The organism is Sinomonas cyclohexanicum (genome assembly GCF_020886775.1).
GTDB classification, from domain to species: Bacteria; Actinomycetota; Actinomycetes; order Actinomycetales; family Micrococcaceae; genus Sinomonas; species Sinomonas cyclohexanicum.
The window spans coordinates 2,072,968-2,096,542 of the sequence record NZ_AP024525.1 but is presented as its reverse complement, the minus strand read 5'-3'; the positions used below and the strand labels follow the sequence as shown (position 1 = coordinate 2,096,542).

Below are 23,575 nucleotides of genomic sequence, written 5' to 3'. Positions count from 1 at the left end.
GGCACCGAAGAAGGTTTTGGCGATCGTCCTCGCGGGAGGCGAGGGCAAGCGCCTCATGCCCCTGACGGCGGACCGGGCCAAACCCGCGGTACCGTTCGCCGGAGGGTACCGGCTCATCGATTTCGCAATGTCCAATCTCGTGAACTCGGGATTCCTCCAGATCGTGGTGCTGACGCAGTACAAGTCGCATTCGCTGGACCGCCACGTCTCGGAGACGTGGCGCCTGTCCCCGCAGCTGGGGAACTACGTCGCGTCGGTTCCTGCCCAGCAGCGCGTCGGCAAGAGCTGGTTCCTCGGCAGCGCCAACGCCATCTACCAGTCCCTCAACCTGATCTACGACGCCCGGCCGGAGATCGTGGTGGTGGTCGGTGCCGACCACGTCTACCGGATGGACTTCGAGCAGATGGTCGACTCCCACGTGGCGTCCGGCGCGAAGGCGACTGTGGCCGCCGTCCGCCAGCCGCTGGACATGGCGAACCAGTTCGGGGTCATCGAGACAGACCCGGCCAGGCCGGAGCTGATCAAGGCGTTCGTCGAGAAGCCCGAGACCACGCCCGGCCTGCCCGATGACCCGGAGCAGTTCCTCGCCTCGATGGGCAACTACGTCTTCGACGCCGACGCCCTCGTCGCCGCGCTCAAGTCCGATGCGGAGCGGCTCGACACGAAACACGACATGGGCGGGGACATCATCCCGTTCTTCGTCGAGCGCGGCGAGGCCGGCGTCTACGACTTCACGAAGAACGAGATCCCGGGCGCGACCGAACGCGACCGCACCTACTGGCGGGACGTGGGCACGCTCGACTCGTTCTACGACGCCCACATCGACCTCATCTCCCCCCTGCCGGTCTTCAACCTGTACAACCTCGAGTGGCCCATCTACACCCACCAGAGCGTCTCACCGCCGGCCAAGTTCGTCCGCGGCGAGGGCGGGACAGTCGGGACGGCGCTGGACTCCATCGTCTCGAGCGGCTCCGTGATCTCCGGCGGGATCGTCGAGGGCTCCGTCCTGTCCCACGACGTGCGCGTCAACGCGGCCGCCCGCGTCCTCGACTCGGTCCTGATGGACTGCGTCCAGGTGGGAGCCGGGGCCGTGGTGAACCGCGCGATCATCGACAAGAACGTCATCATCCCGGCCGGCGCGACCATCGGCGTCGACGAGAAGCTGGACCGTCGGCGCGGGTTCGAGGTCACCGCCTCGGGCATCACCGTCCTGTCCAAGGGCCAGGAGGTCCCCGAGCCCGACGAGGACGAGCGCCGTCTCGCCGCCGCGTGGCTCGCCAAGGTGCCCCAGTCCCTCGAGGACATCGCCGAGGGTATGCCCGAGGTCGCCGAGAAGATCCAGGAGAAGCACGCCGCGGCGGCGGCGCGTGCCGCCCACGGCGAGCCGTCGCACGACGGCGCGTCCTCGCCGTCGTCCGCCACGAGCCGCACCGGAGGCTGACCGGCGGACCCGACACGCGCACGACGGCGCGGCCCGGCATGAGGCGGGCCCGCGCCGTCGTGCTCTGTGCAGTGCCTGCGGCGCCTGGGTGCGCCGGTAGAATGGGAAGCCATGAGTTCCCCTGACACGCCCGCCGAACTGACCCCTGAGGAGATCCGGGCCGCCCTCAAGGTCCTCGGCACCATCCACACGTACGACGAGGAGCACCCCGACTACGTGGCCGTGCGCCGTGCCACCGGGAAGATGTTCAAGGCCCACCGGCGCTTCACGCGTGCGCAGAGGCGCGACGCGATCGCCGAATCGGACAAAGCCGTGATCGCCCAGACCGCGACCGCCGCGCCGGACCGGATCGACGACGAGACCCAGGGCAACAAGCTCAAGCCGTCCGCGACGGGCCGGGTGGCCGGCCACCTCATCAAGTCCCGGCCGTGCTACATCTGCAAGCAGCACTACACCCAGGTGGACGCGTTCTACCACCAGCTCTGCCCGGACTGCGCCGCCATGAGCCACGCCAAGCGGGACGCCCGCACCGACCTGACCGGACGGCGGGCGCTGCTCACGGGTGGCCGCGCCAAGATCGGCATGTACATCGCGCTGCGGCTCCTGCGCGACGGCGCGCACACCACGATCACGACCCGCTTCCCGAAGGACGCCGCACGGCGGTTCGCCGCGATGGAGGACTCGGCGGAGTGGCTCGACCGGCTCACGATCGTGGGCATCGACCTGCGCGACCCGTCTCAGGTCATCTCCCTCACCGAGGCGCTTGACGCCGAGGGGCCGCTGGACATCATCATCAACAACGCCGCGCAGACCGTGCGCCGTTCCGGCAACGCCTACGCGCCACTCGTCGAGGCCGAGTCGGAGCCGCTTCCCGCCGCGCTGCTGGCCTCCAACGGCGGGCCTGAGCTGCTCACGTTCGGGCATGCGCACGATCGGCACCCGCTCTCCATCGCCGGCTCTGTATCGGCCCACCCGGCGCTCGCCGGCGACGCCGTCACGGCGCTCGCGCTCTCGACCGGATCCGCGTCCCTCGAGCGCATCGAGGCCGGGACGGCGATCGACGCCGGCGGCCTCGTGCCCGACCTGGCGACCATCAACTCGTGGACCCAAGTGGTCGACCAGGTGGACCCGCTCGAGCTGCTCGAGGTCCAGCTGTGCAATGTCACCGCGCCGTTCCTGCTCGTCTCCCGGCTGCGCGGGGCGATGCGGCGCTCGACGGCGCGGCGCAAGTACGTGGTCAACGTCTCCGCCATGGAGGGGCAGTTCGGGCGCAAGTACAAGGGCCCCGGGCATCCGCACACGAACATGGCGAAGGCGTCGCTGAACATGATGACCCGGACCTCGGCGGGTGAGATGTTCGAGACGGACCGGATCCTCATGACCGCCGTGGACACCGGCTGGATCACCGACGAGCGTCCGCACTACACGAAGGTCCGGCTCGCAGACGAAGGGTTCCACGCGCCGCTCGACCTCGTGGACGGCGCGGCGCGCGTCTACGACCCGATCGTCATGGGCGAGGCCGGGACCGACCTCTACGGCGTCTTCCTGAAGGACTACAAGCCCAGCCCCTGGTGATCCCCCTGCCCCTTCCCGTTGCGGGGTCCCTGGCGCGCCGTTGCGGGGTCCATGGCGCGCCGTTGCGGGGTCCCTGGCGCGCCGTTGCGGGGTCCCTCATGCGGCTTTGGCCGCGAAAAGCCTTCGAAGCTCCCGGCGTACACGCGCGAAGTCTTCACGAAGGTCGTCGACCGTCGCGTGGATCAAGTCCCACCCGTCCTGGCGAAACGCCGCGTCACGACGGAGGTCGCTTAGCCGCTGCTTCGGTTCCTGATGGTGTTCACCCTCATAGTGGATTCCGATGCGATTACGGATCCACCCGACGTCGATGCTCGGTGACTTTGGGTCGTTTGGGTTGAGCCGGATCTGAAGGTCTGGTTCGGGGAATCCGTACGCAACGAGGCACATCCGCAGCATGCTCTCCGGGACGGAGTCCGATCCGACGCGCATGTCGGCGAGCGCCTCCTTACACTTGCCGACCCCTTTGACCTTTGGATGCGCGCGCAGAAGTCTGGCGAGTGAGGACTTTGTCTCATACGGCTCGCTCCGTCCCTCGAATTCTGGGCGAGGAAGCCGGATCAACTGATCACCGAGTGCCACGAGGGCAGCAGGTGTCAGCTCGTGACCGAGATCCAGCCATGTTCGACCAGGGCTGGTTACACGGATGCCGTCCACCACCTCAACCTCACCATCAAGGATTCGCACGCGATGCCCGACGACGCCGGGCCGCCTGACGCGCGGCAAATGCGAGGGCTTGCTGAGATGGACATCCGCATGGTCGTCAATCCAAGAAGGGATCCAGAAGCTGCGGAGGGCGGCCGCGGTCCGATGCGATGCCCACGCATCGGGATTGAGCTCGAGATGTGCGCGAATCAGGCCGTCCAACTCAGGTCTGCTCCGATCGGGCACGAAAATCCCCCGGCTGATCTGCCGAACATCCTCGAGTCTGAGATCTCGCGCGCTCAATCCGTGCGCCCTTGCCTGGCTCACCGAAAAGGGCGTCGGAGGATGCCGTCCGCGGGCATGTCGTCAGTCATGGGCTCATGCTGGCACAACTGGGAGAGCGGCGTCTGAAGTTATCCACAGGGACCCCACAATGGGCCGCCAAAGACCCCACAACCGGATGCCAGGGACCCCACAACCCACCGCCAGGGACCCCCCAACGTCAGGCGACCCTGGTGATCTCCACCGACACCTCGAGGTGGGAGCCTCCGCCGCCGGACAGGACGCCCTTGAGCGGGGGGACGTCGCGGTAGTCCCGGCCACGGGCCACGGTGACGTGGAAATCCCCGGCCGGCTTGTGGTTGGTGGGGTCCCACGAGCGCCACTCGCCGTCCCACCACTCGAGCCACGCGTGGGACTGGCCCGCGACGACCTCGCCGATGTCCGCCGTCGAGCGCGGGTGCAGGTAGCCGGAGATGTACCTGGCGGGGATGCCGAGGCTCCGCAGCGATCCGATCGCGAGGTGCGCGAGGTCCTGGCAGACGCCCTGGCGCTGGTTCCACGCCTGCTCGGCGTCCGTCGTGACCCCGGTCGAGCCGGGCATGTAGCGCATCTCACCGGCCAGCCAGTCGAACACGGCGTGGGCGGCCTGATTCGGGTCCAGGCTGGGCACGAGCCCGGGCACGATGCCCAGGACCTCGCTCCCCGGGCCGGAAAGGCGGGACTGCGGCAGCCAGTCGCTGAATTGGTCCTGGACCTCGTCGCTGCGAAGGCGCTCCCACGGGACGACCTCGCCCTCCACCGGGACGCGCTCCACACGGTGGACCTCGACCGTGGTCGAGGAGACCACCTCGAGGTACTCGTGCGGGACCTGCATGTCGAACGCGGTGACGCGCGTGCCCCAGTAGTCCTTGTAGGAGCTCACCGCGGCCTGGGCGGGCGCCACGCGGACCTGCGACTCGAGGACCACCTGCTGCGGCTCGGTGAGCGGCGTCATGCGCGCCTCGTTGTAGGAGAGCGTGACCCGCTTGTTGTACCGGTACGCGGTGCGGTGCAGGATCTTCAGCCGGGTCATGAAACCTCTCCCACCCAGGCCTGCTCGTCGGCCTTGTTGAAGTACTTGCGCGAAACCGCGTCGGACGTCTGGGCCACGGCCCGCTGGACGCGTTCCATGTGCTCGGGCAGCTCGGCCATGAGCTCGTCGGTCCGATGGAACTCGAGGAACGTGCGGGCCTGGCCGACAATCCGCCGGGCGTCGTTGATGAACCCCACGCGGGTGTCAGACGGGTCGAGCTTCGCCAACGCCTCGTCCGCGTCCCGGAGCGCATACACGATCGAGCGCGGGAACAGGCGGTCCATGAGGAGGAACTCGGCGGCGTGGCGCTCGTCGAACGCCACGCGCCGGGTGCGCAGGAACGACTCGTAGGCGCCCGCACACTTGAGCATGTTCACCCAGGACATCCCCGCGGTGTGGACCTCGCGGGTCGAGAGCATCCGCGCGGTCATGTCGGCGCGCTCGAGGGAGCGGCCCAGGACCATGAACAGCCAGCCCTCGTCGTGGCTCATGGTGGTGTCCGCGAGGCCGCGGACCATGGCCGTGCGCTCGAGGACCCAGTTGCAGAACCGGTAGGTCCCCACGACGTCCTTGCGGTGCTGGCTGAGGCCGTAGTAGGTCGTGTTGAGGCACTCCCACAGGCTCGATGAGACGGTCTCTCGCGCGCGCCGCGCGTTCTCGCGCGCGGCGCCGAGCGAGCCGGCGATGCTCGTCGCGTGCGAGCGGTCGTACGCGAGGCTGTTGAGGAGGTCGCTGAGCCCGAAGTCCTCCTTCTCGGGCCGAGACCCCATGACCCCGAGGAGCTCCTGGGCGACGCTGCGCTGCTCGGCGGTCGGCAGGTGATTGAGCCTCTCGAGGTGGACATCGAGGATGCGCGCGGTCCCATCGGCCCGCTCCACGTAGCGGCCGATCCAGAAGAGGGATTCAGCGATGCGGCTGAGCAAGTCGGCCTCCTGAAGCTCGGGGGTAACACGGACGACGGCGGGTGGCCGCCTCGGCGGCGGCGCTCACTGCTGCTGCTCGGCCTGGCGGTCGCGCCAGTTGCTCTCGACCGGCCACACGCTCGTGCGCTCGCGGATGCTGATGGAGTGACGCGGCTCGGCCTCGATGGGCACGTCCGAGGACTGGGCGAGGACCCACGTGTCCTTGGAGCCTCCGCCTTGGCTCGAGTTGACGATGAGCGATCCCTCCTTGAGCGCCACCCGGGTGAGGCCGCCGGGAAGGACCCACACGTCGTCGCCGTCGTTGACCGCGAAGGGACGCAGGTCCACGTGGCGCGGGCCGAAGCGGTTGCCGGAGAGGGTCGGCACCGTGGAGAGCTGGAGGACGGGCTGGGCGATCCAGCCGCGGGGGTCTGCGAGGACGCGCTTGCGGAGGGTGTCGAGCTCCTCGCGGGTCGCGTCGGGGCCGATCACGAGGCCTTTGCCGCCGGAGCCGTCCACGGGCTTGACCACGAGCTCCTCGAGCCGGTCGAGGACCTCCTCGCGGGCGGCATCCTCCTCGAGCCGGTACGTGTCGACGTTGGCGATGATGGGTTCCTCTCCGAGGTAGTACCGGATGAGGTCGGGGACGTAGGAGTACACGAGCTTGTCGTCGGCCACGCCGTTGCCCACCGCGTTGGCGATCGTCACACCTCCGGCGCGGGCGGCATTGACGAGGCCCGGGCAGCCGAGCATCGAGTCCGAGCGGAACTGGAGGGGGTCGAGGAAGTCGTCGTCGATGCGCTTGTAGATGACGTCGACGCGCTGCTCTCCGGCCGTGGTGCGCATGTAGACCCGGTTGCCGCGGCAGATGAGGTCCCGGCCCTCCACGAGCTCGACGCCCATGAGGCCCGCCAGGAGCGTGTGCTCGAAGTAGGCGGAGTTGAACACCCCGGGGGTGAGCACCACGACGGTCGGCTCGTCGACGCCGGCCGGCGCGGTCTTGCGCAGGGCGGAGAGCAGCCGCCGCGGGTACTCCTCGACCGGGCGGATGGGCTGCTGGCTGAAGGCCTCGGGCAGGCCCTTGGCCATGGCGCGCCGGTTCTCGAGCACGTAGCTCACTCCCGAGGGCACGCGGACGTTGTCCTCGAGGACGCGGAAGGTGCCGGCGGCGTCCCGGACCACATCGATCCCGGAGATGTGCACGCGCACTCCCCCGGCGGGCTCGAACCCGTGGACCTGCCGGTGGAAGTGCTGGCTCGTGGTGATGAGGCGGCGCGGCACCACGCCGTCGGCCACGATCGTCATCTTGGAGTACACGTCATTGAGGAACGCCTCGAGGGCCTTCACGCGCTGGGCGACGCCGCGCTCGAGGACGTCCCACTCGGTCGCGGAGATGATGCGGGGCACGATGTCCAGCGGGAAGGGCCGCTCCTCGCCCGCGTAGTCGAACGTGACGCCTCGGTCGAGGAAGGTGCGGGCCATCGACTCGGCCCGTGAGCTGACGTCGGCGAGGTCGAGCTCCGCGAGCGCGTCCGCGAGGTGGCGGTAGCTGGGCCGTGCGGTCTGGGGCGGCGCGAACATCTCGTCGTACGCGCCGGTACGCTCGGCGGCGACGGAGTAGTCCTCGAAGAGATCCGACATAGAGGACAGCTTTTCACCAATCGTGCCCGACCGCATATCGGGCCCGGATTCCGGCGTGTTCATGGGCCCCATGGTTGAATGACGTGTGCCAACTCACAACCTCACCCGCGAGGAGGCCGCCGACCGCGCCCGCCTCCTGTCCGTCGGCTCGTACCACGTGACCCTCGACCTCCGCGGGGCGGAAGATCCCGCCGCGACGTCCTTCCCGACCACGAGTGTCATCGAGTTCCGCGCCGAGCCAGGCGCAGAGACCTTCGCCGATTTCCTCGGCGAGTCCGTCACGCGGGTCGAGCTCAACGGCCGCCTCCTCGACGGGGCGGTGGTGTACGACGGCGCGCGAATCCGCCTCGCGGGCCTCGCGGCCCAGAACCGGCTCGAGGTCACGGGCCTGGCGAGGTACTCGCGCAGCGGCGAGGGCCTCCACCGCTTCGTGGACCCGGCCGACGGCGCGACCTACCTGTACACGCAGTGCGAGCCGGCGGATGCGCGCCGGTACTTCGCGAACTTCGAGCAGCCCGATCTGAAGGCGACGTTCGCATTCACGGTGCTCGCGCCGTCGTCGTGGTCGGTGAGCGCGAATGGCAACGCGACCGCCAGCGCGGAACCGATCGAGGGCGACGCCGCCGCGGGTCGCTGGGACTTCGCGCCGACGCCGAGGATGCCCACGTACCTCGCGGCGGTGCTCGCCGGGCCGTACCACCGCGCCGAGGCGTCGTGGACGGGGGCGACGCGCGACGGCGAGCCGCTCACCCTCCCGCTCGTGGCCTACTGCCGCGCCTCGCTCGCCGAGCACTTCGACGCGGACCGTATCTTCGACCTGACCCGTCGCGGCCTGGACTTCTACCACTCGGTGTTCTCCCCCGCGTTCCCGTGGGGCAAGTACGAGCAGGCGTTCGTGCCCGAGTACAACCTCGGCGCGATGGAGAACCCGGGCCTCGTGACGTTCACGGAGGAGTACGTGTTCGCCTCCCGCGCCGCGGAGTCGCAGTACGAGGGCCGCGCGAACACCCTCATGCACGAGATGGCGCACATGTGGTTCGGCGACCTCGTGACGATGCGCTGGTGGGACGACCTGTGGCTCAAGGAGTCGTTCGCGGAGTACATGGGGACGCTCGCGGTGGACCGCGCGACGGACTTCTCCGCGTCCTGGGTGAACTTCGCCAACCGCCGCAAGGCCTGGGCGTACCTGCAGGACCAGCTGCCCACCACGCACCCGATCGTGGCGGACATCCCGAACCTCGAGGCCGCCGAGCAGAACTTCGACGGGATCACGTACGCCAAGGGCGCGTCCGTGCTCAAGCAGCTCGTCGCGTACGTGGGCGAGGACGCGTTCCTCGCGGCCGCGCGCGAGTACTTCGGGAAGCACGCGTACGGGAACACGACGCTCGGAGACCTCCTCGACGCGCTCGAGCGCTCATCGGGGAGGCCCATGCGCGAGTGGGCCGCGGCCTGGCTGCAGACCGCCGGGCTGCCGGTGCTGGAGACGATCGTCGAGACAGGCCCGGGGCGGCCCACGGAAGCCGAGGGAGTGCACGACGGCGAGCGGCTCACCCGGGTGGCGGTGCGGCAGACCGCTGTGGACCCCGTGACGGGGAAAGAAGCGCCCCGGCCGCATGTCCTCCGCATCGGCCTGTACTCGCGCGGGTCGTCCGGAACGATCGAGCGGACGCACAGCGTCGACGTGGAGCTGCTGGCCGACACGCCCGGCGGCGTGACCGAGGTGCCGGAGCTCGCAGGCCTTCCCGTGCCAGACCTCGTGCTCGTCAACGACGAGGACCTCACGTACGCCAAGGTCCGCCTCGACCACCGCTCCGAGGAGACGGTACGCGAGCACCTCGGCGAGATCGCGGACCCGCTGGCCCGAGCCCTCGCATGGACCGCCCTGTGGCACGCGACGCGCGACGGCGAGGTGGCCGCCTCCCGGTACGTGCGCGCCGTCGAACGCTTCGGGGCTCTCGAGGGCACGGTAGGCGTCCAGCTCGCCGTGCTCGACAACGCCCGCACGGCGATCGAGCGGTACACCCACGGCGAGGGCCGACACGACGTGCGCGACCCGTACCTCGCCGCGGTGGCGCGCGAGCTCACGGCCGCACAGCCGGGCTCGGACCAGCAGCTCGCCTGGGCGCGGGCCCTAGCAAAGGGCAGCCGGTACGGGGGCGGGCAGCTGGACCTCGTGCGCGGTCTCGCGGACGGCACGGTGACGGTTCCCGGGCTCGCGGTGGACCAGGAGCTGCGCTGGTCGCTGTGGCAGGCGCTCGCTGCCCAGAGCCGGGCCACGGTTGCCGAGCTGGACGCGGAGCTGGCACGGGACCGGACAGCCAAGGGCGCCGTGGGACACGCGGTCGCGGTGGCGGCACGGCCGGATCCGGGGGCCAAGCAGGCCGCGTGGGACGCCGCCGTCGAGCGGGACACGCTCTCGAACGACCTGCTCGGGGCCACCGTCGAGGGCTTCATGCTCGGCATGGAGGCGCTGCGCCACCCGTTCATCGAGCGCTACTTCGCGATGCTCACGCGGGTATGGGCAGACCGCTCCCAAGAGATCGCGACCCGGCTCGTGACGGGCCTGTTCCCGGGCGACTCGACGCTCGCGTGGGACCAGACGCCGGAGGAGAACCCCGTGCTCGCGCGCACTGACCAGTGGCTGCACGAGAACGCGTCGGCGCCCGCGGCGCTGCGGCGGATCATCGTCGAGCAGCGGGACCACCTGCACCGCGCGCTCACGGCGCAGCAGCGGTCACGGCAGGGATAGGCCCCACTTCGGGTCAGCCGGCCCTTGCCGCCGCCCGGCGCCCGCCGGGAGAATCCGACCATGGCCAGACTCAGGGTGCACAATTTCGCGATGTCGCTCGACGGCTTCGCGGCCGGGACCGACCAGAGCCAGGAGAGTCCACTCGGCCTCGGCGGCGAGTCGCTCCATCCGTGGATCTTCGCGACCCGCACCGGGCGGGCGATGCTCGGCGAGGAAGGCGGCAGCGAGGGCGTCAACGATGACTTTGTGCGCGCCGGCGAGGACGGCATCGGCGCGACGATCATGGGCCGGAACATGTTCGGTCCGGTCCGCGGCCCGTGGCCGGACATCTCCTGGCGCGGCTGGTGGGGCGAGAATCCGCCGTTCCACCACCCGGTCTACGTCATGACGCACCATGCCCGGCCGGACGTGCAGATGGCGGGCGGGACCGTCTTCAGGTTCATCGACGCGGCGCCGCGAGAGGTTCTGGCGATGGCGGTCGACGCCGCCGGCGGGCTCGATGTCCGGCTCGGCGGGGGCGTCTCAACGGTGCGGGCGTTCCTCGCCGAGGGCCTCGTCGACGAGATGCACCTCGCGATCGCCCCCGTGTTCCTCGGCGACGGCGAGCGGCTGTTCGGCGACGGTGTCCCGCCCGAGGGCTACGCTAGCGACCCGCTCGTGGTCGGCGACGGCATTGCCCACGCGGTGATCCGGCGGGCGTGAGCTGCTCGGCGGGGCCGAGCCGTCACAGGTAGCTGCAGACCTGCCCGGGGTCGCATTCCGCTGGGTCGGCCGCGCGGATGGCACCGTAGCGCTCGGCCACCATGCTGCGCAGGGCCTCGAGTTCGGCGATGTGGCGGTCGAGCTCGGCCAGCTGGCGCTCCAGCTGCGCGGCGACGGACGCACAGGCGCTCCCGCCGGCGTCGAACGCCGCGAGGATCTGCCCGGTGCGCTCCAGGCTCATCCCCGCCGCCCTGCTGCGGCGGATGAAGGCCGCCCGGTTCACGTCCTCCGCCCCGAAGTCCCGGTAACCCGAGGCGGTCCGGTCCACGGCCGGCAGCAGGCCGATCGACTCGTAGTACCGCAGGGCCTTCTCTGTTGTCCCCGCCGCGGACGCGGCTTCTGCGATGCGCATACATAGGTCAACTGACGCGGCCCGCTTGACCTTCCCGCCCAGGGGAAGGTGCATGCTCCCTCTATGGAGGACACAGACTACGACCTCGTGGTGATCGGTGCGGGCGGCGGCGGCTTCGCGGCGGCGATCGAGGCGTCCCGCCTCGGTGGGCGCGTCGCGATCGTGGAAGGCGGCACTCTGGGGGGCACCTGCACCAACACGGGCTGCATCCCGTCGAAGGCGCTCCTGGCGGCGGCCGCGGCCCGCCACGCGGCGCTGGACGTGGGGCGCTACCCCGGGATCGCTGCCGCCGCCGGCCCCGTGGACATGGCCCAGCTCATCTCGGGCAAGCAGGCGCTCGTGGACCAGATGCGCGCCACGAAGTACGAGGACCTCATCGATGCCTACGGCTGGGACTTGTACCGCGGGCTGGCCGCGTTCGGCGGGGCGGCCGAGGAGCCGGTCCTCGAGATCGCGGCCGCGGAGGGAGGCACGGAGGTCCTCCGGGCCAGGCACTACCTCGTCGCGACGGGCTCCGCCCCCGCGCTCCCCGACGTTCCCGGGATTGCCGAGACCGGCTTCCTGACGTCGACGACGGCGATGGAGCTCGACGCTGTCCCCGCTTCGATGACCGTGATCGGCGGAGGCTACGTGGCGCTCGAGATGGCCCAGCTGTTCGCCCGCCTCGGCACGGCCGTGACCATCCTGGCGCGCTCGCGGCTCGTCTCCCACGAGGAGCCGGAGGCCTCCCGGGCGCTCGAGGACGCGCTCGCCGAGGAGGGTATCGTCACCGCGCGGCGGGCACTCCCCCGCAATGTTGCGCGCGCGGCCGACGGGAAAGTGATCGTGACGGCCGACGTCGCCGGGCGGCGCCGCGAATTCCGCGCCGCCGAGCTGCTCATCGCCACCGGCCGACGGCCCGCCACGGACGGCCTCGGCCTCGAACGCGTGGGGGTCGCCCTCGGTCGCGGCGGCGGGATCGTCGCGGACCGCCGGCAGGCGACGTCCAATCCACGCATCTGGGCCGCGGGCGACGTCACGGGGGGACCAGAGTTCGTCTACGTCGCCGCTGCCCAGGGCGCGCTCGCCGCCGAGAACGCGCTCTCCGGCGCCGACAGGGCGCTCGGCAGCCATTCGCTCCCCCGGGTCGTGTTCACGAGTCCCGCGCTCGGCGTCGCCGGGCTGACAGAGGCGCAGGCGCACGCCGAGGGCCTCGCGTGCGAATGCCGCGTGCTGCCGCTCGCCCTAGTGCCCCGCGCAATCGTGGACCGGGACACGCGGGGCTTCATCAAGGTCGTCGCGAAACGCGGGACGGGCCGCATCCTCGGCGTCACCGCCGTGGCCCGCGACGCCGGGGAGATCGCCGCGAGCGCTGTCCACCTCATCGAGACTGGCACCACCGTCGCCGAGCTGGGACGCCGTTGGGCGCCCTACCTCACGATGGCGGAAGGGCTGCGGATCGCGGCGCAGTCGTTCACCGAGGACGTCGCGATGCTGTCCTGCTGCGCCGCGTGAGGCGACCCGCGCACGACGGCGACCACTCGCCGTCGTGCCTTGCCTCGCCCCAGGCGCGCGGGGCCTACGGAACCCGGTGCAGCCACTCTCGGGTGGCGAACTTGCGCTCCGCGAGGGCGCGAGCGTCCGCGAGCGACGGCCCGGAGAGCGCGACGCGGCGCGCGCCGTAGCGGCCCTCGAACGTGGCCATCATCGTCTCAAAGATGTCCTCGCGGGACATGCCGGTCTGCCGCTTGAGCGGGTCGACGCGCTTCTGCGCGCTCGCGATCCCCTTGTCCGAGATCTTCTCGCGGCCGATCCGCAGGACCTCGGTCATCTTGGCCGCGTCGATGTCGTAGCTCATGGTCACGTGGTGCAGCGTGCCTCCGTTGGCGAGGCGCTTCTGCGCCGCGCCGCCGATCTTCCCGGCCTCCGTGGCGATGTCGTTGAGCGGTTTGTAGAAGGCCTTCACACCCGTCTTCGCGAGAGCCTCCATCACCCACGCGTCGAGGAACGGGTACGAGTCCGCGAACGAGAGGCCGTCAACCAGCGAGGTGGGCAGGTACAGGGAGTACGTGACGCAGTTGCCGGCCTCCATGAACATCGCGCCGCCGCCCGAGATCCGGCGGACCACGGTGACGCCGTACTTCTCGACGCCCTCGGGGTCCACCTCGTTGCGGTAGGACTGGAAGCTTCCGATCACCACGGACCGCTCGTCCCACTCCCACAGCCGCAGGGTCGGGTTGCGGCGGCCATCGGCGACTTCTCGGGTGAGCACCTCATCGAGGGCGACGTTCTCGGTGATGGTCAGGGTGGTGGGCGGGAGGATCTCCCAGTCGTGGTCCGTCCACGTGGTCGCGTGGCCGAGCGCGCGGCGGACGGCGACGGCCACGGCGTCCGGGTCGAAGCCGAACATGACCGTGGTGGGGCCGACGGCGTCGCTCACCGCCTGGGCGATCGTCGCGTTGGGCGCCTGTGTGGACAGGCCGACGAGGGCCCCGTTGATGTCCGCGAGAGCCTCATCCGGCTCGAGGAAGAAGTCGCCGTTGATGCTCGCGGCGGTGATCTCCCCGCCCTCTGCCATCAGGTCTGCGATGACGAGCTTGCCGCCGGGGACCTTGAATTCACCGTGATAGTCAGCCACGGGACCAAGCCTAGACCCGTCTGAAGTCTTGGCCCGGAGACGGCGAAGGCGCCGTCCCCAGCGGGACGGCGCCTTCGCGCGGCAGAGCCTGAATCAGGCCTTCTTGCCGAAGTTCTTGAAGCGAGCGTTGAAGCGCTCGACGCGGCCGGCCGAGTCCATGATGCGCTGCTTGCCCGTGTAGAACGGGTGCGAGGCGGAGGAGATTTCGACGTCGATGACCGGGTAGGTGTTGCCGTCCTCCCACTCGGTGGTCTTGTCCGAGGAGACCGTGGAGCGCGTGAGGAACTTCTCGCCGGAGGCGAGGTCGTTGAAGACGACGTAGCCGTACTTGGGGTGAATATCAGACTTCACAATGGGCCCTTTGCTTGTGCCCCTGGATTTTGCCAGAGGCCAGGTGTGAACGCCCTCCCGGTTGGAGGGCCAGCAGTCAATGCTACCAGCTCGGGGCGGGGCGCAGCGCCTCTCAGCGTCGCCGCAGCTCCCAGAACGCGACGGCGCTCGCGGCGGCGACGTTGAGCGAGTCGACGCCGCCGCGCATCGGGATCTTCACGGCCAGATCCGCGGCGGCGAGCGTCGCGGCTGCGATCCCGGCACCCTCGGTGCCCAGGACGAGGGCCAGACGGTCGACGGCGCGCTCCGCCAGCGCGTCCACGTCCACGGCATCGTCGGTCAGCTCCATCGCAGCGACCGTGAAGCCGAGGCGCTGGAGCTCGGCGATGCCCTCCGGCCACGAATCGAGCCTCGCCCACGGGACCTGGAAGACCGTGCCCATGCTGACGCGGATGCTGCGCCGGTACAGGGGGTCACCGCAGCGAGGGGTCACCAGGACGGCGTCGACCCCGAGGGCGGCCGCGGAGCGGAAGATCGCGCCGACGTTCGTATGGTCCACGATGTCCTCGAGCACCGCGACACGGCGGGCGCCCGCAAGCAGCTCGGCGACGGGCACCGGCTCGGGACGGTGCATCGCGGCCATCGCGCCACGGTGGAGGTGGAAGCCCGTGATCTCCTCGAGGAGCTCCGGCGGTCCCACGTAGGCCGGCACCTCCGGGTGAGCGGCGAGGACGTCGGCGAGCCCGTCGAGCCACTTGTCGGCGAGGAAGAAGGAGCGGGGCGTGTGGCCGGCGTCGAGCGCCCGCCGCAGGACGCGCGAGGACTCCGCGATGTAGAGGCCCTCCGCGGGTTCGCGGACCTTGCGCAGGTGCACGTCGGTGAGCCGGGTGTAGTCGGCCACGCGGGGGTCGTCGGCCGAGGTGAGCCGGACGATCCGGGGGACATCACCCATGGAAGAGCTTGCCCACCAGATTGACGAGCGCCACGACGCCGAGGATGACGATGACGATGCGCAGCACCACGGGCTTCATGCGCCGCCCGATGCCCGCGCCGAGGAAGCCGCCCAGCGTCGAGCCGACCGCGATGAGCAGCACCACGAGCCAGTTGATCCGCTCGAACGCGAAGATCAGGTACATTGCCGCGGCGATGAGGTTCACCACAAGGCTCAGGACGACCTTGATCGCGTTGGACTGCTGCAGCGTCCCATGGAAGAACACGCCCAGCACGCCCATCAGCAGCACGCCCTGGGCTGCGGTGAAGTAGCCGCCGTACACACCGATGAGGAACACCAGCACGTACAGGATGAGCGGGACCTTCTGCAGATCCGCCTGCTCGGGCGTGATGTGCTCGAGGGACTGACGCGCCTTGGCCCAGGCCGAGAGCTTCGGCTGGAAGATCACCAGCAGGATCGCGACGACGATGAGCACCGGGGCGACGTACCCGAACACGGACTCGGGCAGGTGCAGCAGCAGGAATGCGCCGAGCAGGCCGCCCACGAGCGAGACGGGAAGGAGCTTCAAGAGCGTCCGCTTCGCGCTGACAGCCTCGCGCCTGTACCCGTATGCGCCCGAGAAGCCGCCCGCCACGAGGCCCATCGCGTTGGAGATGATCGAGTTGACCGGGCTGTACCCGAGCGCCACGAGGACCGGGAACGTCACGAGCGAGCCGGAGCCCACGATCGTGTTGATCGTCCCCGCCCACAGGCCGGCGAGGAAGATGAGGACGTCGCCCCAGAAGGTGTTCACTTGGCTGCGGGAGCCGCGGCCCCGTCCTTCGCCACCGCGGTATACCGTCCGTCCTGGGCACGCACGTCCAGCGGCAGGCCGAACGTGGTGCTCAGGTTCGACTCGGTGAGCGTGGACTCGATGGGCCCAGCGGCCACGATCCCGCCGTCGCGGAGCAGCAGCGCATGGGTGAAGCCCGGCGGCACCTCCTCGAGGTGGTGCGTGACGAGCACGAGTGCGGGGGCGGCGTCGTCCATCGCGAGCTCGGAGAGCTTGTACACGAGCTCCTCGCGGCCGGCCAGGTCCAGTCCGGCGCCGGGCTCATCGAGGAGCAGCAGCTCGGGGTCAGTCATGAGCGCCCGGGCGATCTGGACGCGCTTGCGCTCGCCCTCGGACAGAGACGCGAACACGCGGCCCAGCAGCGGGCCCATGCCCCACTCGTTCAGGAGACGGAACGCGCGGCGCTCGTCGTCCTTCTCGTACTCCTCGAGCCATCGCCCGGTCACACCGTACGCCGCGGTCACGACGACGTTGAGGACCTTCTCATTCTCGGGGATCTGATTCGCGAGGACGGCCGAGGACAGGCCGATGCGGGGGCGCAGCTCGAAGACGTCGACCTTGCCCATCGTCTCGTCGAGGATCTCGACCCGGCCGCTCGTGGGGTGCAGGCGGGCAGCGGCGAGCGAGAGCAGCGTCGTCTTCCCGGCCCCGTTCGGCCCGAGGATGACCCAGCGCTCCCCCTCGTTCACCTGCCAGTCGATCCCATCCAGCAGCTTCTTCGCCCCGCGGACTACGCTCACGCCGGACAGCTGGAGAACATTGCTCATGGCCTCTGACATTAGTGCAGGTGGTTCGCCCGTCGCGAACTGCAGGCGGTTTCCGCCGGGAAAGTAGAATCTGGGGTATGCCAGCTCACTTCGCCGCAGTCCTGTATGCCCCGACGCTCACGGACGACGACGCCGCGGCCGCCACCCGCGCCCTCGAGGGCGCAGGCGCGTCGGTCGGCCCGTTCGAGGCGCCTGCGGGGCTGCGCACCGATTCCCCGTACGCGGCGCTCACGGCGGACGTGAAGCTCGACGCCGGCCGGCTCGCCTCCGCCCGCAGCGCCCTGAGTGCGCTCGGGGTCACCGCGGCACTCGTGCCCGCGGAGGTCCGGGAGGCGGAGCGCAAGCTCCTCATCATGGACGTGGACTCCACGCTCATCCAGCAGGAGGTGATCGAGCTGCTCGCCGACTACGCCGGGAAGCGGGCCGAGGTCACCGCCGTGACCGAGGCCGCCATGCGGGGCGAGCTCGACTTCGCCCAGAGCCTGCACGCCCGCGTCGCGACCCTCGCGGGGCTGCCGGAGAGCGTCATCGCGAAGGTGCGGGACGCCGTCGTGCTCTCCCTCGGCGCGCAGGAGCTCATCGAGGCGTTCCACGCGGCCGGGCACGTGGTGTGCGTGGTCTCGGGCGGGTTCAACCAGATCCTCGACCCGCTCGCGGAGGGCCTCGGTCTCGACCACTGGCGCGCCAACGACCTCGACGTGGTCGACGGCGAGCTGACCGGCAGGGTGCTGGGCGAGGTGGTGGACCGCGCGGTGAAGGAGCGCATGCTGCGCGAGTGGGCGGGGCAGCACGGCATTCCGCTCGAACACTGCATCGCCGTGGGCGACGGGGCGAACGACCTCGACATGCTCGGCGCCGCTGGGCTCGGGGTCGCGTTCAACGCCAAGCCGAAGGTCCGTGCGGCGGCCGACGCAGCCGTCGACCTCCCGTACCTGGACGTGGTGAGGTTCCTTGCCGGGGTGTGACACCTCAGTGCGACGCAGGTGACTCCTCGGCGTCACGTAGGTGACTCGCCGGCGTCGAGGAGTCAGGTGCGCTTGCCCGAGGAGTCACCTACGCGCTCTTGAAGAGTCGGTCAGGCCTGGAAGCCGCCCGCTCCGCCCACGAGCTCCGTGTGGCCGGTCTCGACGTCCGCGGTGACCATCTTGGCCACCTCCGCGGCGAACTCGTCGACCGAGTACAGCTTGCCCGCGGCCTCGCGGCGCGACGCGATCGCGCCGGGAGCAGCCCGCTCGAGCAGCGTGGCGGTGATGGTCCCCTCGATCATGTCACCCGAGACGACCACGAACGTGATGCCCTTCTCCGTGAGCCACGGGACAAGCTCGCGCAGCGCGGTCTCGCCCGCACGCTTGGACCGTGCAACGGGCTCGTAGGCATCCATCGTCTGGACGGAGTCGATGAAGTGGGCCTGGTGGCTCGTGACGAACACGACGCGCGAGCCGGGCTTCATGCGCTCGGCTGCGGCCTTGAGCATGGCCACCTGGGCGTCGCGGTTGAGGCGCAGCGCGTAGTCCTCGCCGAGGCCCGTCTCCATCCCGCCCGAGGCGTTGAGGACGAGCACGTCGAGGGACCCGAACGCGTCGACGGCCGCTTGGGCGAGGGCATCGACGTCGGCCTCGTTGGTGAGGTCGCCGCCCACCGCGATCGCGCGGCCGCCCGCGGCCTCGATCTCCGCCACGACCTTGTTGGCCCGCGGCGCCTTCTGGCGGTAGTTCACGACGACGGCGGCGCCCTCCCCCGCGAGGATCTTCGCCGTCGCGGCGCCGATCCCCCGCGACGACCCGGTGACGATCGCCGTCTTGCTGTCCAGAAGTCCCATGCGCGTTCCTTTGTCTGATCTGTCCAAAAACCTGTGGCCGGATCCCATCATGCCAGCCGTGCACGGCCCGGGCGGTTGTCGGATTCCTCCAACAACCACCCGGCTCGACGCCCGGTCAGTGTCCCATCCCGAGGCCGCCGTCCACGGGGATGACCGCGCCGGAGATGTAGCCGGCCTCGTCGCTGGCGACCCAGCGCACCACATTGGCGACCTCGTCGGCGTCGGCGAACCGCCCCGCCGGGACCCGGGAGAGGTAGTCCTTCTGCGTCTCCTCGGGCAGCTCGGCCGTCATGTCCGTTGTGATGAAGCCCGGAGCCACGACGTTCGCGGTGATTCCGCGCGAGCCGAGCTCGCGGGTGAGCGAGCGGGCCAGGCCCACGAGGCCGGCCTTGGACGCCGAGTAGTTGATCTGCCCCGGGGCGCCGTAGAGGCCCGAGACGGAGGAGATGAGCACCACGCGGCCCTTGCGGAGGCGGACCATGCCCTTGGACGCGCGCTTCACGACGCGGAACGCACCCGTCAGGTTGGTGTCGAGGACGGACGTGAAGTCGTCCTCGCTCATGCGCAAGAGGAGGGTGTCCTTCGTGATGCCGGCGTTGGCCACGAGCACCTCGACCGGGCCGTGGGCCTCCTCGACCGCCTTGAAGGCGGCGTCGATGGACGCCTCGTCGGTGACGTCCGCCTGCACGCCGAGGATCCCCTCGGGCAGCTCGGTCTGGGTGCGGTAGGTGACGGCTACCTTGTCGCCGTTGGCGAGGAACGCCTTCGCGATCGCGAGGCCGATGCCGCGGTTGCCGCCGGTGACGAGGACGCTGCGTGGGGACGGTGCTTCCGGGCTCACTGTGCTCCTTGGGTGTTGGGGGATCTGGGCGCGCCTGCGCGCCGTTTCAGGGTGCATCCTAGCCAAACCTCGCAATGATTCGCCGCCCACCGGGTCGGGTGGGACAATGGAGGGTGCTTGGGAGTGTGATGACGAGAGACGCTGACGACCGCGCCGCGGGTGGCACCACTGGCGGCAGCCCGGCCGAGAACAACGAAGCCAACAATGCCCGGTACAACGGCGCGCCCTACGCCGAGTTCACCGAAGACCCCGTCGATGGGTCCGGCGAGATCCACAGCATCACGTCCGCGGCTCCAGGGCACAGCGTCGACATGCACCAGCGGATGGTCCGCTACGCCGTCGCGATGGGCATCCGCGTCGTGTGCATCGTGGCCCTCTTCTTCCTCGACGGCTGGTTCAAGCTCATCGCCGTGGCGGGCGCCGTGTTCCTGCCCTGGGTCGCGGTCGTGATCGCGAACGCGCAGACCAAGGGCGAGACGTACGACAGCGAACTCCTCGACCACATGTCCTACGGCGAACTCGGGACGGGCTACCTCGAGGACGACGGCTCGGAATGGAGCGGGGAGACCATCCCCGGCGAGACCATCGACGACGCCGCGTCCGAGGCCGACGAGCACCCCGGGGACCGGAGCACCGAGCACCGCAAGCCCGGGGAGGGCGCCGCGTGAGCCTGTTCTCCCTGCTGCCCGGCGACTCGGCGGCACCCGAGACTCCGATCTGCTCGCGCAAGGGCTGCCACGGTGCGGCACAGTGGCGTCTGCTCTGGAACAACCCCAAGATCCACACCCCCGAGCGCCGCAAGGTCTGGCTCGCGTGCGGCGAGCACCGGGAATGGCTCGAAGACTACCTCCGGACCCGCCTGCTGTGGCGCGAGACCCTGCCCCTTCAACGAGACCGGTCCCGTCGAGGAGGCGATCGACTGATGTACCGCTTCCTCGTCTCCCGCCGCTGGCTCACCTACTTTGTCCTCGCCATCATCTTCGCCATCGCGTGCGTGCTGCTGAGCCGGTGGCAGATGTCCCGCCTCGACGAAGCGAAGGCGAACATCGACCTCGTCACGAGGAACTATGACGCGACACCGGTCCCGTTCGCCCAGACGGCAGGGGACTTCGCATCGCTGCCCGCGGGCGACGAGTGGAAGCAGGTCGAGCTCCACGGCTCGTACAACGTCGCCGACACGCGGGTGGTGCGCAACCGCCCCAACAACGGCCAGCCGGGCTACGAGGTCGTGGTGCCATTCCGCACCGACGCGGGGCAGACCGTGATCGTGGACCGCGGCTGGCTGCCCATCGGCAACAAGGAGCAGGGCCGGCCCGACGCAGTGCCGAACCCACCCGCCGGGGAGGCGACCGTCGTCGTGCGCCTGCGACCGAGCGAGCCGACTCTTGACCGTGGCGCGCCCGAGGGGCAGCTCGCCTCGATCGACCTGCCGACGTACGCGCAGCAGCTGGGCTACCCGATCCTCACCGGGGCATACGGGATGATGGCGAGCGAGAACCCGGCACCGGCCCAGACCGCGCCCGCCGCGCTGCCGAAGCCGCAGCCGGACGAGGGCATGCATCTCTCCTACGCGCTGCAATGGCTCGCGTTCGCGGTGCTCATGTTCGTCGGCTTCGGGTACGCGGCACGCCAGCAGGCCAGGAACGCCGCCATCGACGCGGCGGCGGAGGCCGCCGAGGCCGCGGTGGAGGCCGAGGCGGGGACGGCGCACGACGACGCCGCGCGGCTCGCGCGCGAGGACGCCCACCGCGCCGCCCGCGAGGCCGCCGAAAGGGCCGCCCGGTTCGCCCCGCGGAAGAAGCGCCGGCCGACCGCCGAGGAGGAAGAGGACGCGATCCTCGACGCCCAGGGTTTCCACTGATGGAGGCGGGCACCACGCCAGCGGGCGCCCCGGAGTCGGGCGACCGGGTCGCCGTCGAACGCGTGAGGACCGCCCTCGCGGCGGCGGGCCTGCCGGATACGGTGAAGACGTTCGAGGACGATGTCCCGACCGCCATCGCGGCCGCGGCCGTGCTGGGCTGCGAGGTCGGCGCGATCGCGAACAGCCTCGTCTTCGAGCACGACGGCGCGCCACTCCTCATCCTGGCGAGCGGCGCCGCCCGGGTGGACACCCGGCTCGTCTCGCGGACGATCGGCGGGAAGGTCCGGCGCGCCAGCCCGGAATTCGTGCTCGAGCACACCGGCCAGCGCGTCGGCGGGGTGGCGCCCGTGGGGCACCCCGAGCCGCTGCGCACGCTCATCGACGTGCATCTGGCCGGCTACCCTCTCCTGTGGGCCGGGGCCGGCGACCACCAGTCCATGCTCTCGATCAGCTACGCGGACCTCGCCCGCGTGACCGGAGCTCAGGAGCTCGACGTCCGGTAGGCGCTAGGCGAGCGTGATGAGGTCCAGGTAGTCCGCGCTCCAGAGATCCTCGACGCCGTCCGGGAGCAGCACGACGCGCTCGGGGTTGAGCGCCTCGACGGCGCCCTCGTCGTGGCTGACCATGACGACGGCGCCCTTGTACGTCTTCAGGGCGCCGAGGATCTCGCGGCGGCTCGCCGGGTCGAGGTTGTTCGTGGGCTCGTCCAGGAGCAGCACGTTCGCACTGGACGCCACGATCGTGGCCAGGGCGAGGCGGGTCTTCTCCCCGCCGGACAGGACGCCGGCGGGCTTGTCGACGTCGTCGCCCTGGAACAGGAACGAGCCGAGGATGCCGCGCACGTCCGCGTCGCCGAGGTGGTCGGGGGCGGCGCTGCGCATGTTCTCGAGGACCGTCCGGTCCGTGTCCAGGGTCTCGTGCTCCTGCGCGTAGTAGCCGATCTTCAGGCCATGGCCGGCGCGGACCTCTCCCGTGTCCGGCTGGTCCACGCCCGCGAGCATGCGCAGGAGCGTCGTCTTGCCGGCGCCGTTGAGGCCCAGGATCACCACGCGCGAGCCGCGGTCCACGGCGAGGTCCACGTCTGTGAAGATCTCGAGCGATCCGTAGGACTTGGACAGGCCCTCGGCGGTCAGCGGGGTCTTGCCGCACGGAGCCGGCTCGGGGAACCGCAGGGCGGCCACGCGGTCCGCGACCCGCTCTTCCGCGACTCCGGCGAGGAGCCGCTCGGCGCGCTTGGCCATGTTCTGCGCGGCGACGGCCTTCGTGGCCTTCGCGCGCATCTTGTTCGCCTGGTCCAGGAGCACCTGGGCCTTCTTCTCCGCGTTGGCACGCTCGCGGCGTCGTGCGCGCTCGTCCGTTTCGCGCTGCGCGAGGTAGCGCTTCCAGCCCATGTTGTAGATGTCGATCACCGCGCGGTTCGCGTCGAGGTGGAACACCTTGTTCACCGTGGCCTCGAGCAGGTCCACGTCGTGCGAGATGACGATCAGGCCTCCCTGGTGGGCCTTGAGGAAGTCGCGCAGCCACGCGATCGAGTCGGCGTCCAAGTGGTTCGTGGGCTCGTCGAGCAGGAGCGTGTCTGCGGCCGAGTAGAGGATGCGCGCGAGCTCGACGCGGCGCCGCTGACCGCCCGAGAGCGTACGGAGCGGCTGGTTGAGGATGCGGTCCGGGAGCGCGAGGTTCGCGGAGATCGCGGCCGCCTCGGCCTCGGCGGCGTACCCGCCGCCCGCGAGGAATTCGGCCTCGAGCCGATCGTAGCGCGCCATCGCCTTGCGCTGGGTCTCGGCGTCGTCACTGGCCATCTCGGCCTGGGTCGTGCGGAGCTTGCGCACGACGACGTCGAGCCCGCGCGCGGACAGGATGCGGTCCCGCGCGAGCTGCTCCATGTCCGGCGTGCGCGGGTCCTGGGGCAGGTACCCGATCTCGCCAGAGCGCGTGACCGTGCCGGCGGCCGGTAGCCCCTCCCCCGCCAGGACGCGCGTGAGCGTCGTCTTGCCGGCACCGTTGCGGCCCACGAGCCCGATCTTGTCGCCCTTGTCGATCCGGAAGCTCACCTCATCCATGAGCAGCCGGGCGCCGGCGCGGAGTTCGAGGTTGGAGACAGTGATCACTTCGGGGAGGGCCTTTCGGGGGATGCGACC

22 protein-coding genes are annotated in these 23,575 nt (G+C 70.3%); 9 read left to right on the top strand and 13 right to left on the bottom strand.

Annotation, left to right across the window (positions count from 1 at the left end):
• The first annotated feature begins 55 nt into the window (after positions 1-55).
• Positions 56-1,441 carry a glucose-1-phosphate adenylyltransferase gene (locus SCMU_RS10095; RefSeq protein WP_443020300.1) on the top strand — a complete coding sequence of 462 codons (1,386 nt, stop codon included), beginning with the start codon at positions 56-58 and terminating at the stop codon, positions 1,439-1,441.
• 111 nt (positions 1,442-1,552) lie between these two features.
• A complete protein-coding gene (locus tag SCMU_RS10090) occupies positions 1,553-3,016 on the top strand; it encodes an SDR family NAD(P)-dependent oxidoreductase (protein ID WP_229232826.1) in 1,464 nt (487 codons plus the stop codon).
• A gap of 96 nt (positions 3,017-3,112) precedes the next feature.
• On the opposite strand, the gene SCMU_RS10085 is transcribed toward SCMU_RS10090, so the two are convergent.
• The 4 genes from SCMU_RS10085 to SCMU_RS10070 form a co-directional block, all read right to left on the bottom strand.
• A complete protein-coding gene (locus SCMU_RS10085) occupies positions 3,113-3,880 on the bottom strand; it encodes a putative endonuclease domain-containing protein (RefSeq protein ID WP_229232825.1) in 768 nt (255 codons plus the stop codon).
• 280 nt (positions 3,881-4,160) lie between these two features.
• A complete protein-coding gene (locus tag SCMU_RS10080) occupies positions 4,161-5,012 on the bottom strand; it encodes a transglutaminase family protein (protein ID WP_229232824.1) in 852 nt (283 codons plus the stop codon).
• Positions 5,009-5,935: an alpha-E domain-containing protein gene (locus tag SCMU_RS10075; protein ID WP_229232823.1), complete on the bottom strand. Its 927-nt coding sequence runs from the start codon at positions 5,933-5,935 to the stop codon at positions 5,009-5,011. The genes SCMU_RS10080 and SCMU_RS10075 overlap by 4 nt, the downstream gene beginning before the upstream one ends.
• A gap of 63 nt (positions 5,936-5,998) precedes the next feature.
• A complete protein-coding gene (locus SCMU_RS10070) occupies positions 5,999-7,555 on the bottom strand; it encodes a circularly permuted type 2 ATP-grasp protein (protein ID WP_443020258.1) in 1,557 nt (518 codons plus the stop codon).
• 85 nt (positions 7,556-7,640) lie between these two features.
• Between SCMU_RS10070 and pepN the strand changes: the two genes are divergently transcribed.
• Together pepN and SCMU_RS10060 are read left to right on the top strand one after the other, a co-directional pair.
• Complete coding sequence (gene pepN / locus SCMU_RS10065) at positions 7,641-10,304, top strand: aminopeptidase N (RefSeq protein WP_229232822.1); 2,664 nt, start codon at positions 7,641-7,643, stop codon at positions 10,302-10,304.
• Between the two features lie 60 nt (positions 10,305-10,364).
• Positions 10,365-11,006, top strand: coding sequence for a dihydrofolate reductase family protein (locus SCMU_RS10060; protein WP_229232821.1), 642 nt, complete (start codon positions 10,365-10,367; stop codon positions 11,004-11,006).
• Positions 11,007-11,028: 22 nt separating this feature from the next.
• On the opposite strand, the gene SCMU_RS10055 is transcribed toward SCMU_RS10060, so the two are convergent.
• Positions 11,029-11,418, bottom strand: a complete 390-nt coding sequence (locus SCMU_RS10055) for a MerR family transcriptional regulator (RefSeq protein ID WP_229232820.1) — start codon at positions 11,416-11,418, stop codon at positions 11,029-11,031.
• Positions 11,419-11,481: 63 nt separating this feature from the next.
• Between SCMU_RS10055 and merA the strand changes: the two genes are divergently transcribed.
• Positions 11,482-12,912, top strand: a complete 1,431-nt coding sequence (gene merA, locus SCMU_RS10050; RefSeq protein ID WP_229232819.1) for a mercury(II) reductase — start codon at positions 11,482-11,484, stop codon at positions 12,910-12,912.
• Positions 12,913-12,976: 64 nt separating this feature from the next.
• On the opposite strand, the gene lplAB is transcribed toward merA, so the two are convergent.
• The 5 genes from lplAB to SCMU_RS10025 all read right to left on the bottom strand — a co-directional run bounded on the left by lplAB (position 12,977) and on the right by SCMU_RS10025 (position 16,916).
• Complete coding sequence (gene lplAB / locus SCMU_RS10045) at positions 12,977-14,035, bottom strand: lipoate-protein ligase LplAB (RefSeq protein ID WP_443020257.1); 1,059 nt, start codon at positions 14,033-14,035, stop codon at positions 12,977-12,979.
• 93 nt (positions 14,036-14,128) lie between these two features.
• On the bottom strand, positions 14,129-14,386 hold the full coding sequence (locus SCMU_RS10040; protein WP_229232818.1) for a type B 50S ribosomal protein L31: 258 nt from the start codon (positions 14,384-14,386) through the stop codon (positions 14,129-14,131).
• 112 nt (positions 14,387-14,498) lie between these two features.
• Positions 14,499-15,317, bottom strand: coding sequence for a TrmH family RNA methyltransferase (locus tag SCMU_RS10035; RefSeq protein ID WP_229232817.1), 819 nt, complete (start codon positions 15,315-15,317; stop codon positions 14,499-14,501).
• Positions 15,310-16,110 carry a sulfite exporter TauE/SafE family protein gene (locus tag SCMU_RS10030; RefSeq protein WP_229232816.1) on the bottom strand — a complete coding sequence of 267 codons (801 nt, stop codon included), beginning with the start codon at positions 16,108-16,110 and terminating at the stop codon, positions 15,310-15,312. Before SCMU_RS10030 ends, SCMU_RS10035 begins: the two co-directional genes overlap by 8 nt.
• Positions 16,107-16,916 (bottom strand): ABC transporter ATP-binding protein, encoded by an 810-nt coding sequence (locus tag SCMU_RS10025; protein WP_229232815.1) that lies wholly within the window; start codon positions 16,914-16,916, stop codon positions 16,107-16,109. The genes SCMU_RS10030 and SCMU_RS10025 overlap by 4 nt, the downstream gene beginning before the upstream one ends.
• A gap of 77 nt (positions 16,917-16,993) precedes the next feature.
• Between SCMU_RS10025 and serB the strand changes: the two genes are divergently transcribed.
• On the top strand, positions 16,994-17,881 hold the full coding sequence (gene serB, locus SCMU_RS10020; RefSeq protein WP_229232814.1) for a phosphoserine phosphatase SerB: 888 nt from the start codon (positions 16,994-16,996) through the stop codon (positions 17,879-17,881).
• 110 nt (positions 17,882-17,991) lie between these two features.
• On the opposite strand, the gene SCMU_RS10015 is transcribed toward serB, so the two are convergent.
• Both SCMU_RS10015 and SCMU_RS10010 read right to left on the bottom strand, forming a co-directional pair.
• Entirely contained in the window at positions 17,992-18,735 is a 744-nt protein-coding gene (locus tag SCMU_RS10015) for an SDR family oxidoreductase (RefSeq protein ID WP_229232813.1), read from the bottom strand.
• Between the two features lie 115 nt (positions 18,736-18,850).
• Positions 18,851-19,576: a beta-ketoacyl-ACP reductase gene (locus SCMU_RS10010; RefSeq protein ID WP_229232812.1), complete on the bottom strand. Its 726-nt coding sequence runs from the start codon at positions 19,574-19,576 to the stop codon at positions 18,851-18,853.
• A gap of 128 nt (positions 19,577-19,704) precedes the next feature.
• Here SCMU_RS10010 and SCMU_RS10005 point away from each other — a divergent pair, with 128 nt between their 5' ends.
• The 3 genes from SCMU_RS10005 (at position 19,705) to SCMU_RS09995 (ending at position 21,940) form a co-directional block, all read left to right on the top strand.
• Complete coding sequence (locus tag SCMU_RS10005) at positions 19,705-20,244, top strand: DUF3099 domain-containing protein (protein ID WP_229232811.1); 540 nt, start codon at positions 19,705-19,707, stop codon at positions 20,242-20,244.
• 254 nt (positions 20,245-20,498) lie between these two features.
• Complete coding sequence (locus tag SCMU_RS10000) at positions 20,499-21,437, top strand: SURF1 family cytochrome oxidase biogenesis protein (RefSeq protein WP_443020299.1); 939 nt, start codon at positions 20,499-20,501, stop codon at positions 21,435-21,437.
• Positions 21,437-21,940 carry a YbaK/EbsC family protein gene (locus SCMU_RS09995; RefSeq protein ID WP_229232809.1) on the top strand — a complete coding sequence of 168 codons (504 nt, stop codon included), beginning with the start codon at positions 21,437-21,439 and terminating at the stop codon, positions 21,938-21,940. Before SCMU_RS10000 ends, SCMU_RS09995 begins: the two co-directional genes overlap by 1 nt.
• A gap of 3 nt (positions 21,941-21,943) precedes the next feature.
• Here the strand turns inward: SCMU_RS09995 and SCMU_RS09990 are convergent, their stop codons facing one another.
• Positions 21,944-23,545, bottom strand: coding sequence for an ABC-F family ATP-binding cassette domain-containing protein (locus SCMU_RS09990; protein WP_229232808.1), 1,602 nt, complete (start codon positions 23,543-23,545; stop codon positions 21,944-21,946).
• Positions 23,546-23,575: the final 30 nt, after the last annotated feature.